The sequence below is a fragment of the Pseudomonas sp. NPDC087803 genome, assembly GCF_044742995.1.
Lineage (GTDB): Bacteria > Pseudomonadota > Gammaproteobacteria > Pseudomonadales > Pseudomonadaceae > Aquipseudomonas.
Genome location: NZ_JBIUVO010000095.1, coordinates 1 through 11,364, shown reverse-complemented (window position 1 = coordinate 11,364; position 11,364 = coordinate 1). Strand labels below are relative to the sequence as shown.

Here is an 11,364-nt window from a genome sequence, read left to right as displayed (position 1 = left end):
AATCATAAGGAAAACTAGAATTTAAAACCTTAAACTACATCAGGAATCGAGAAAAACGCTAAACACGATGTCCCTGTCCGACTACCTGAAAGCCAACAATGTTGTGGCAATCGCCGGTATCGACACCCGTCGCCTGACCCGTATCCTGCGTGAAAAAGGCGCACAGAACGGCTGCATCATGGCCGGCGACAACATCTCCGAAGAAGCTGCAATTGCCGCCGCGCAAGGTTTCCCGGGACTGAAGGGCATGGATCTGGCGAAAGTCGTCAGCACCAAGGAAAAGTACGAGTGGCGCTCCACTGTCTGGGACTTGAAGACCGACAGCCACGCGACCATCGAAGCCTCCGAGCTGCCGTACCACGTGGTTGCCTACGACTACGGCGTCAAACTGAACATCCTGCGCATGCTGGTCGAGCGCGGCTGCCGCGTCACCGTGGTGCCGGCGCAAACCCCGGCGGCCGACGTGCTGGCACTCAAGCCGGACGGCGTGTTCCTGTCCAACGGCCCTGGTGACCCGGAGCCTTGCGACTACGCGATCAAGGCGATCAAGGAAGTGCTGGAAACCGAGATCCCGGTATTCGGCATCTGCCTTGGCCACCAGCTGCTGGCTCTGGCCTCCGGCGCCAAGACCCTGAAAATGGGTCACGGCCACCACGGTGCCAACCACCCGGTACAGGATCTGGACACTGGCGTCGTGATGATCACCAGCCAGAACCACGGTTTCGCGGTTGACGAAGCGACCCTGCCGGCCAACGTGCGTGCGATCCACAAATCGCTGTTCGACGGCACCCTGCAAGGCATCGAGCGCACCGACAAGAGCGCGTTCAGCTTCCAGGGCCACCCTGAAGCGAGCCCGGGCCCGAACGATGTGGCGCCCCTGTTCGACCGCTTCATCAACGAGATGGCCAAGCGACGCTAAGCGTTCGCCTTGAGACTGTAGCGAGAAGCCCTCGAGGGCGGCCCCGACACCGGTGGCGCCCCTCAGGGTTTCAGAAATCGATCAAGACGGCTTGCCGACTGACCTGCGGATTTGAGTGACAAACCCATGCCAAAACGTACAGACATTAAAAGCATCCTGATTCTCCCCGATACCCCGAACTATATCTACAACGCCTGCGAATACGACTACTCCGACGACCAGGCCAGTAAAGCCCTGCGCGAAGAGGGTTACCGCGTCATCCTGGTGAACTCCAACCCGGCCACCATCATGACCGACCCGGACATGGCTGACGCCACGTACATCGAGCCGATCAAGTGGCAGACCGTGGCCAAGATCATCGAAAAAGAGCGTCCGGATGCGGTGCTGCCAACCATGGGCGGCCAGACTGCACTGAACTGCGCCTTGGACCTGGAGCGCGAAGGCGTTCTGGAAAAGTTCGGCGTGGAAATGATCGGCGCCAACGCCGACACCATCGACAAGGCTGAAGACCGTTCGCGTTTCGACAAGGCCATGAAGTCGATCGGCCTGGAATGCCCGCGTTCCGGTATCGCCCACAGCATGGAAGAAGCCAACGCCGTCCTCGAGCGTCTGGGCTTCCCGTGCATCATCCGTCCGTCCTTCACCATGGGCGGCACCGGTGGTGGTATCGCGTACAACCGTGAAGAATTCGAAGAAATCTGCGCCCGCGGTCTGGACCTGTCGCCGACCAAAGAGCTGCTGATCGACGAATCGCTGATCGGCTGGAAAGAATATGAAATGGAAGTTGTCCGCGACAAAAAGGACAACTGCATCATCGTCTGCTCGATCGAAAACTTCGACCCGATGGGCGTGCACACCGGTGACTCGATCACTGTGGCTCCGGCACAGACCCTGACCGACAAGGAATACCAGATCCTGCGTAACGCCTCGCTGGCGGTACTGCGCGAGATCGGCGTCGAGACCGGCGGTTCCAACGTGCAGTTCGGTATCTGCCCGGACACCGGCCGCATGGTCGTGATCGAGATGAACCCGCGTGTATCGCGTTCCTCGGCACTGGCTTCGAAAGCCACCGGTTTCCCGATCGCCAAAGTCGCGGCCAAACTGGCGGTGGGCTACACCCTCGACGAACTGTCGAACGACATCACCGGCGGCAAGACCCCGGCGTCCTTCGAGCCGTCGATCGACTACGTCGTGACCAAGCTGCCACGTTTCGCCTTCGAGAAATTCGCCAACGCTGACGCACGCCTGACCACTCAAATGAAGTCGGTCGGTGAAGTCATGGCCATCGGCCGTACCTTCCAGGAATCCCTGCAGAAAGCCCTGCGCGGTCTGGAAGTAGGCGTTTGCGGTCTGGACGAGAAGCTCGACCTGAGCAACCCGGAAAGCATGAGCATCCTCAAGCGCGAGCTGACCGTGCCGGGTGCCGAGCGTATCTGGTATGTGGCGGACGCCTTCCGCGCCGGCCTGACCGTCGAAGACATCTTCGGCATGAACATGATCGACCCGTGGTTCCTGGTGCAGATCGAAGACCTGATCAAGGACGAAGAGAAGGTCAAGACCCTCGGTCTGTCCGCCATCGACCGCGACCTGATGTTCAAGCTCAAGCGCAAAGGCTTCTCCGATCAGCGTCTGGCCAAACTGCTGGGTGTGACCGAGAAGAACCTGCGTACTCACCGTCAAAAGCTGGAAGTGTTCCCGGTCTACAAGCGCGTTGACACTTGCGCCGCCGAGTTCGCCACCGACACCGCTTACCTCTACTCGACGTACGAGGAAGAGTGCGAAGCCGCGCCGTCCGGTCGTGACAAGATCATGATTCTGGGTGGCGGTCCGAACCGTATCGGCCAGGGCATCGAGTTCGACTACTGCTGCGTACACGCCGCCCTCGCACTGCGCGAAGACGGCTACGAAACCATCATGGTCAACTGCAACCCGGAAACCGTTTCCACCGACTACGACACTTCCGACCGGCTGTACTTCGAGCCGGTAACCCTGGAAGACGTGCTGGAAATCTGCCGCGTCGAGAAGCCGAAAGGTGTGATCGTCCAGTACGGCGGCCAGACGCCGCTGAAACTGGCGCGTGCTCTGGAAGCCGCTGGCGTGCCGATCATCGGTACCAGCCCTGACGCCATCGACCGTGCCGAAGACCGTGAGCGCTTCCAGCAAATGGTCGAGCGCCTGAACCTGCGTCAGCCGCCAAACGCCACCGTGCGCAGCGAAGACGAAGCTGTTCGTGCTGCCGCGAAAATCGGTTATCCGCTGGTGGTGCGCCCGTCCTACGTACTGGGCGGCCGCGCGATGGAAATCGTTTACAAGGAAGACGAACTCAAGCGCTACCTGCGTGATGCGGTGCAAGTGTCCAACGACAGTCCGGTGCTGCTCGACCACTTCCTCAACTGCGCCATCGAGATGGACGTGGATGCGGTCTGCGACGGCAAAGACGTGGTGATCGGCGCGATCATGCAGCACATCGAGCAGGCGGGCGTTCACTCCGGTGACTCCGCGTGCTCGCTGCCGCCTTACTCGCTGCCGGCGCACATTCAGGACGAGATGCGCGAACAGGTCAAGAAAATGGCCCTGGAACTGGGCGTTGTCGGCCTGATGAACGTGCAACTGGCGCTGCAGGGCGAAGACATCTACGTCATCGAAGTCAACCCGCGCGCTTCGCGTACCGTACCGTTCGTGTCCAAGTGCATCGGTGTTTCCCTGGCAATGATCGCTGCTCGCGTCATGGCTGGTAAGACCCTGAAGGAAATCGGCTTCACCAAGGAAATCATCCCGAACTTCTACAGCGTGAAAGAGGCGGTGTTCCCGTTCGCCAAATTCCCTGGCGTTGACCCGATCCTCGGCCCAGAGATGAAGTCCACCGGTGAAGTGATGGGCGTCGGCGACACCTTCGGTGAAGCATTCGCCAAGGCCCAGATGGGCGCGAGCGAAGTGCTGCCGACCGGCGGCACCGCGTTCATCAGCGTGCGTGACGACGACAAGCCGCTGGTTGCAGGCGTGGCCCGTGATCTGATCAACTTGGGCTTCGAAGTGGTCGCCACTGCCGGTACTGCCAAGCTGATCGAAGCTGCTGGTTTGAAAGTGCGCCGTGTGAACAAGGTGACCGAGGGTCGTCCGCACGTGGTCGATATGATCAAGAATGACGAAGTCACGCTGATCATCAACACCACTGAAGGCCGTCAGTCGATCGCTGATTCCTACTCCATTCGTCGTAATGCCCTGCAGCACAAGATCTACTGCACCACCACCATTGCTGCGGGCGAGGCTATCTGTGAAGCGCTGAAGTTCGGTCCCGAGAAGACCGTACGCCGCTTGCAGGATCTACACGCAGGATTGAAGGCATGATCAAATACCCAATGACCGTCCAGGGCGCGAAAGCTCTGGAAGAAGAACACGCTCATCTGACCAAGGTCGTTCGTCCGAAGCTCAGCCAGGACATCGGTACGGCTCGCGAGTTGGGTGACCTGAAGGAAAACGCCGAATACCATGCCGCCCGCGAACAGCAAGGCATGGTCGAGGCGCGGATCCGTGACATCGAAGGCCGGATCCAGAATCAGGTCATCATCGACGTCACGACTATCCCGCACACCGGCAAAGTGATCTTCGGTACTACCGTCGAAATCGCCAACGTCGAGACTGATGAGAGCGTCACTTACCACATCGTGGGTGAGGATGAGGCTGACTTCAAACTCGGCAAGATTTCGGTCGGCTCACCATTGGCCCGTGCCTTGATCGGCAAGGAAGAGGGTGATGTGGTCGCCGTGAAAACGCCGAGTGGCGTTATCGAGTACGAGATTGTCGAAGTCCGTCACATCTGAAGGCAGGCGCCCGCTACGTGCGGGCGCCATGCTTTGGCAGCTGGCCCAGATGTTGTGGGTCGGCGGCTTCTGGTTGATTCATCTCGGTTTGCGAGCGGTGTTGGGCAAGATTGGCCTGGCACCGTTGCTGATTGATGAGATTGCCGATGCGTTCGAAATGCCGGTGGTGGGTTTTGCTGCCGCATGCGTGATTTTTCAGGCTTTGGTGCTGGTACAGGCCGATGGCCTTGCCAGTCTATGGCGGGATTTTCGCGGGCAGGTGTTGCTGATGGCGTTGTATGCGTGTGCGATGTTTGTCGCCGTGCGTGTCGGCTGGCCGCAAGCGCAGCGCTGGCAGGAATTCAGTTTTCTGGTGCTGGGCTTTTCCGGTCTGGTACTGGTGTTGCAACCGCTGCCGGGATGGAGTGGGAGGGTGCGCGAAGCACACCCTTGACCCTTGTCATCACTTGAAGCGATGAACGTTCGACAGCTGCTTGTTGACGCTGAAGTTCTTGCGGTAAACCAGTGCCATCTTGCCGATGACCTGAACCAGGTCAGCTTTGCCGACCTTGCACAGTTCTGCAATGTGCGCCAGGCGCGACTCGCGATCGAGGATGTTGAGCTTGATCTTGATCAGCTCGTGATCCGCCAAGGCGCGTTCAAGTTCGGCTAATACACCTTCAGTCAGACCGTTGTCCGCCACCGTCAAAACTGGTTTCAGGTGGTGGCCAATGGATTTGTACTGTTTCTTCTGCTCTGGAGTGAGCGGCATAATCTGACCCTTTCGTCTGGATTCTGTAAAATGGCGGCCATTTTACCCGAGGGTTCGTGGATCCGCCCAATTAATCACGACCCTTATCATCGAGGTGCCCAATGGCGCGTTCCAAGACAAGCCTTGGTTGGCTGAAACGACATGTCAACGATCCTTATGTGAAACAGGCGCAGAAGGATGGCTACCGCTCGCGTGCGAGTTACAAGCTTCTGGAGATCCAGGAGAAATACAAGCTGATCCGTTCCGGCATGAGCGTTGTCGACCTGGGCGCGGCGCCCGGCGGCTGGTCGCAAGTCACCAGCCGGTTGATTGGTGGTCAGGGGCGTCTGATCGCTTCTGACATCCTGGAAATGGACAGCATCCCGGACGTGACCTTCATCCAGGGTGACTTCACCGAGGACGAAGTGCTCGCGCGGATTCTTGAAGCCGTGGGTAATTCGCAGGTGGACCTTGTGATTTCCGATATGGCCCCCAATATGAGTGGTACGCCTGAAGTGGACATGCCGAAAGCCATGTTTCTTTGCGAGCTGGCACTTGATCTGGCGGAGCGGATTCTCAAGCCGGGTGGTAATTTCGTGATCAAGATCTTTCAGGGCGAAGGCTTTGATGTGTACCTGAAGGATGCTCGCAAGAAATTCGACAAGATCCAGATGATCAAGCCGGATTCTTCCCGTGGCAGCTCCCGCGAGCAATATATGCTGGCTTGGGGTTATCGCGGCGGTAATGAGTAAAACGAGTTTTTTTGCCGGGGTGATAGGTTTTTCGTATTTTGCCCCGCGTGCATAAGCGAATATTGTGTAGAAAGTGTTTCACAAAGGGTTACAGACGGCGCCTGCCAGAGTTGTAGGTAATGTAGTAAGTTAGGCCGGTGAATATCATGCGAAGCGCGCGCCAGTAGCGGAGCTTGCTTCAGAGGGTAGTTAATTGAACGATATGGCAAAGAATCTGATCCTGTGGTTGATCATCGCGGCAGTCCTTGTGTCGGAGATGAACAACTTCTCCATCCCTAACGAGCCGCAGACCCTCAACTATTCCGACTTCATCCAGCAGGTCAAGGATGGCAAGGTCGAGCGCGTAGCCGTTGACGGCTATGTGATTACCGGCAAGCGCAACGATGGCGACAGCTTCAAGACCATTCGTCCGGCAATTCAGGACAATGGCCTGATTGGCGACCTGGTCGACAACCACGTTGTGGTTGAAGGCAAGCAGCCTGAGCAGCAAAGCATCTGGACTCAACTCCTGGTGGCCAGCTTCCCGATCCTGGTGATCATCGCGGTGTTCATGTTCTTCATGCGCCAGATGCAGGGCGGTGCCGGCGGCAAGGGCGGGCCGATGAGCTTCGGCAAGAGCAAGGCACGCCTGCTCTCCGAAGACCAGGTGAAAACCACCCTGGCTGACGTTGCCGGTTGCGACGAAGCCAAGGAAGAAGTCGGCGAACTGGTTGAGTTCCTGCGTGATCCGGGCAAGTTCCAGCGCCTGGGCGGTCGTATTCCTCGCGGCGTATTGATGGTCGGTCCTCCGGGTACCGGTAAAACCTTGCTGGCCAAGGCAATTGCCGGCGAAGCCAAGGTACCGTTCTTCACCATCTCCGGTTCCGACTTCGTTGAAATGTTCGTGGGTGTCGGTGCAAGCCGCGTTCGCGATATGTTCGAGCAGGCCAAGAAACACGCCCCGTGCATCATCTTCATCGACGAAATTGACGCCGTCGGTCGCCACCGTGGCGCCGGCATGGGCGGTGGTCACGACGAGCGCGAGCAGACTCTCAACCAGTTGCTGGTAGAGATGGACGGCTTCGAAATGAATGACGGCATCATCGTGATCGCGGCGACCAACCGTCCGGACGTTCTTGACCCGGCGCTGCTGCGTCCGGGCCGTTTCGACCGTCAGGTCGTTGTAGGTTTGCCGGATATCCGTGGTCGCGAGCAGATCCTCAAGGTCCACATGCGCAAAGTGCCAATGGGTGACGACGTTGCTCCGGCCGTTATTGCACGTGGTACCCCGGGCTTCTCCGGTGCCGACCTGGCCAATCTGGTCAACGAAGCGTCGCTGTTCGCTGCACGCAGCGGCAAGCGCATCGTCGAAATGAAAGAATTCGAGCTGGCCAAAGACAAGATCATGATGGGTGCCGAGCGCAAATCCATGGTCATGTCCGAGAAAGAGAAGCAGAACACTGCTTACCATGAAGCGGGTCACGCCATCGTTGGTCGCGTCGTGCCTGAGCATGATCCGGTCTACAAAGTTTCGATCATTCCCCGTGGTCGTGCATTGGGTGTGACCATGTTCCTGCCGGAAGAAGATCGCTACAGCCTGTCCAAGCGTGCGCTGATCAGTCAGATCTGCTCGCTGTACGGTGGCCGTATCGCTGAAGAAATGACCCTGGGCTTCGACGGTGTGACCACCGGCGCATCCAACGACATCATGCGTGCCAGTCAGATTGCGCGGAACATGGTGACCAAGTGGGGCCTTTCGGAAAAACTCGGTCCGCTGATGTACGCCGAAGAAGAAGGCGAAGTGTTCCTTGGTCGCGGTGGTGGCGGTCAGAATGCAAGTTTCTCCGGTGAGACAGCCAAGCTGATCGACTCGGAAGTGCGCAGCATCATCGACCAGTGTTACGGCACGGCCAAGCAGATCCTCACGGACAACCGCGACAAGCTTGATGCAATGGCCGATGCGCTGATGAAGTACGAGACTATCGATGCCGAGCAGATCGACGACATCATGGCTGGTCGTACGCCTCGCGAACCGCGTGACTGGACAGGTGGCACCGGTACGCCTCCGCCTCCAGTGATCCAGGATGAGCGCCCGGAAACACCGATCGGCGGTCCGGCTGCTGACGTTTAAGGTTTGAAATGACTTCTGTACAGTCCCTGACCCGGTTGCCTTGCGGCAACCGGGTTCTTGATTTGGCCCGGACGCATGTCATGGGCATTCTCAATGTCACTCCCGATTCCTTTTCCGATGGTGGTCGCTATAGCCAACTCGACGTGGCCTTGCGTCACGCCGAGGCGATGGTGGCTGCCGGTGCGACGCTGATCGACGTTGGTGGTGAATCGACCCGACCTGGTGCGCGTGCGGTTTCACCGCTGGAAGAGCTGGAGCGCGTTGCCCCGATCGTTGAGCTGATCAATCGCGAGCTGGATGTGGTCATCTCGGTCGATACTTCGACGCCTGCAGTGATGCGCGAAACGGCGCGGCTCGGCGCCGGGTTGATCAATGATGTGCGTTCGTTGCGCCGTGACGGTGCGCTGGATGCCGCTGCAGCCACGGGGTTGCCGGTATGTCTGATGCACATGCTCGGCGAGCCGGGTGACATGCAGGACAATCCGCACTATCAGGACGTTACCCGGGAAGTGGGTGAGTTTCTGGTCGAGCGAATGGAGTGTTGTGCAGCGGCAGGCATTCCGGCCGAACGGATCATTCTTGATCCCGGTTTCGGTTTCGCCAAAACCCTGCAGCACAATCTAAGCTTGTTCAAGCATATGGAGGCCCTGCATGCGCTGGGTCGCCCGCTGCTGGTCGGTGTATCACGCAAAAGCATGATTGGACAGGCGCTGAACCGCCCGGTAGGCGAGCGCCTGCATGGTGGTCTGGCGCTGGCGGCACTGGCAACGATCAAAGGAGCGCGTATATTGCGCGTCCATGATGTGGCGGAAACGGTAGACGTGGTGCGCATGCTCGCGGCCGTGGAATCAGCCGAATAAGAATGATGGAGCAGTTATGAGCAAGAAATATTTTGGTACTGACGGTATTCGTGGTCGTGTTGGTGAATATCCGATCACTCCCGACTTCATGCTTAAGCTCGGCTGGGCGGCCGGCATGGCCTTTCGCAAGATGGGTGCGTGCAAGGTGCTGGTCGGCAAGGACACGAGAATCTCCGGCTACATGTTCGAATCGGCGCTTGAAGCCGGCCTGACGTCGGCCGGCGCCGATGTGATGCTGCTCGGTCCGATGCCGACGCCGGCCATTGCCTATCTTTCGCGCACATTCCAGGCTGAAGCCGGGATCGTCATCAGTGCCTCGCACAATCCGCATGACGACAACGGCATCAAATTCTTCTCCGGCAAAGGCACCAAGTTGCCTGATGAGCTGGAACTGATGATCGAAGAACTGCTCGACACCCCGATGACCGTGGTCGAGTCGAGCAAGATCGGCAAGGTGTCACGCATCAACGACGCCTCCGGTCGCTACATCGAATTCTGCAAAAGCAGTGTGCCGACCGGTACCAGCTTTTCCGGTTTGAAGATCGTGATCGACTGTGCGCACGGTGCGACCTACAAGGTGGCTCCAAGCGTGTTCCGTGAGTTGGGTGCAGAGGTTGTCGTGCTGTCCGCCCAGCCCAACGGCCTGAACATCAATGACAACTGCGGCTCGACCCATATGGGGCAGCTGCAAGCCGCTGTTCTTGCCGAGCACGCTGATCTGGGTATCGCCTTCGATGGCGACGGTGATCGGGTGTTGATGGTCGATCACACCGGCGCCATCGTCGATGGCGACGAACTGCTCTTCATCATTGCGCGCGATCTTCACGAGCGTGGCAAGTTGCAGGGGGGCGTGGTCGGCACCCTGATGAGCAATCTGGGGCTTGAGCTCGCGCTGGCAGAACTCTCGATTCCATTCATTCGTGCCAATGTCGGTGACCGCTATGTGATCGCCGAACTGCTGGAGCGCAACTGGCTGGTGGGTGGTGAAAACTCGGGCCACATCGTCTGCTTCAATCACACCACCACGGGTGATGCGATCATTGCCGCACTGCAGGTGTTGATGGCGTTGAAGGCCCGCAATGAAGGTCTTGCGCAAACGCGCCAGGCGTTGCGCAAGTGCCCTCAGGTCCTGATCAACGTACGTTTCGGTGGTGGCGAAAGCCCGCTTGAGCACCCGGCTGTCAAGGAAGCCAGTGCGCGTGTAACTCAGGCAATGGCGGGTCGAGGTCGCGTGCTTCTGCGCAAGTCCGGCACAGAGCCGTTGGTGCGTGTGATGGTCGAAGGTGAGGACGAAGCTCAGGTTCGCAGCTACGCCGAAGAACTGGCAAAACTGGTAAGTGAAGTTTCTGCCTGATTCGGCTTGCCAGCCATGATTGTGTTGGGTAACATCTGCGCCCACTTTGACCGACGAGGTACAGCATGCGTCGCCCTATGGTAGCTGGTAACTGGAAGATGCACGGTACCCGCGCCAGCGTCGCTGAGCTGATCAACGGCCTTCGTCATCTGGCCTTGCCTAGCGGTGTTGATGTCGCGGTATTCCCGCCTTGCTTGCATATCAATCAGGTGATTGATGGTTTGAAAGGCAAGTCGATTTCGGTCGGCGCGCAGAACTCTGCGGTGGAATCCATGCAAGGTGCATTGACCGGTGAGATTGCACCGAGTCAGTTGGTGGATGCAGGTTGTTCCCTGGTGCTTGTCGGGCACTCCGAGCGCCGCCAGATAATGGGCGAGCGAGACGGGATGCTGAACCGCAAGTTCGCAGCGGCACAGGCATGTGGCTTGATTCCGGTGTTGTGTGTAGGGGAAACCCTCGAGCAGCGCGAAGCCGGAAAAACTCTTGAAGTTGTCGGGCGTCAGCTGGGCAGCATCATCGAGGAGCTGGGTGTTGGTGCTTTTGCCAAGGCAGTCATTGCTTACGAGCCTGTCTGGGCCATTGGTACCGGACTGACTGCAACGCCGCAACAGGCTCAGGATGTGCATAAAGCCATTCGCGAGCAGTTGGCGGCAGAGAATTCTGAAGTCGCACGAGGTGTGCGGCTTCTATACGGCGGCAGCGTGAAGGCGGCCAATGCGGTCGAACTGTTCGGCATGCCGGATATCGATGGGGGGCTCATTGCTGGAGCCTCCCTGACTGCACATGCGTTCGGTGCGATTTGTCGCGCCGCGGGAACC

At 58.6% G+C, this 11,364-nt stretch carries 9 protein-coding genes and 1 pseudogene; 9 read left to right on the top strand and 1 reads right to left on the bottom strand.

Translation table 11 applies throughout. The features are described 5' to 3' along the window. Positions 1-49: 49 nt before the first annotated feature. The 4 genes and pseudogenes from carA to ACIOUG_RS25555 all read left to right on the top strand — a co-directional run. Positions 50-919: pseudogene (gene carA / locus ACIOUG_RS25570) on the top strand (glutamine-hydrolyzing carbamoyl-phosphate synthase small subunit); the annotation flags it as partial. Positions 920-1,045: 126 nt separating this feature from the next. Then, on the top strand, positions 1,046-4,267 hold the full coding sequence (carB, locus tag ACIOUG_RS25565; RefSeq protein WP_401069750.1) for a carbamoyl-phosphate synthase large subunit: 3,222 nt from the start codon (positions 1,046-1,048) through the stop codon (positions 4,265-4,267). Then, positions 4,264-4,740, top strand: a complete 477-nt coding sequence (greA, locus tag ACIOUG_RS25560) for a transcription elongation factor GreA (RefSeq protein WP_003221530.1) — start codon at positions 4,264-4,266, stop codon at positions 4,738-4,740. The genes carB and greA overlap by 4 nt, the downstream gene beginning before the upstream one ends. Positions 4,741-4,768: 28 nt before the next feature. Further along, complete coding sequence (locus tag ACIOUG_RS25555) at positions 4,769-5,173, top strand: MFS transporter (RefSeq protein WP_401069747.1); 405 nt, start codon at positions 4,769-4,771, stop codon at positions 5,171-5,173. Positions 5,174-5,182: 9 nt separating this feature from the next. Here ACIOUG_RS25555 and ACIOUG_RS25550 read toward each other — a convergent pair whose 3' ends face one another. Next, positions 5,183-5,491 (bottom strand): YhbY family RNA-binding protein, encoded by a 309-nt coding sequence (locus tag ACIOUG_RS25550; RefSeq protein ID WP_003221534.1) that lies wholly within the window; start codon positions 5,489-5,491, stop codon positions 5,183-5,185. 101 nt (positions 5,492-5,592) lie between these two features. Between ACIOUG_RS25550 and rlmE the strand changes: the two genes are divergently transcribed. From rlmE to tpiA, 5 genes are all read left to right on the top strand, one after another. Then, entirely contained in the window at positions 5,593-6,222 is a 630-nt protein-coding gene (gene rlmE, locus ACIOUG_RS25545) for a 23S rRNA (uridine(2552)-2'-O)-methyltransferase RlmE (protein ID WP_003221536.1), read from the top strand. 202 nt (positions 6,223-6,424) lie between these two features. Then, positions 6,425-8,332, top strand: a complete 1,908-nt coding sequence (gene ftsH, locus ACIOUG_RS25540) for an ATP-dependent zinc metalloprotease FtsH (RefSeq protein WP_401069753.1) — start codon at positions 6,425-6,427, stop codon at positions 8,330-8,332. An 8-nt stretch (positions 8,333-8,340) separates the two neighbouring features. Then, positions 8,341-9,192, top strand: a complete 852-nt coding sequence (folP, locus tag ACIOUG_RS25535; RefSeq protein ID WP_401069743.1) for a dihydropteroate synthase — start codon at positions 8,341-8,343, stop codon at positions 9,190-9,192. 16 nt (positions 9,193-9,208) lie between these two features. Continuing rightward, positions 9,209-10,546, top strand: a complete 1,338-nt coding sequence (gene glmM / locus ACIOUG_RS25530; protein WP_401069740.1) for a phosphoglucosamine mutase — start codon at positions 9,209-9,211, stop codon at positions 10,544-10,546. A 65-nt stretch (positions 10,547-10,611) separates the two neighbouring features. Continuing rightward, a partial coding sequence (gene tpiA / locus ACIOUG_RS25525; RefSeq protein WP_401069737.1) for a triose-phosphate isomerase occupies positions 10,612-11,364 on the top strand: 753 nt, incomplete at its 3' end.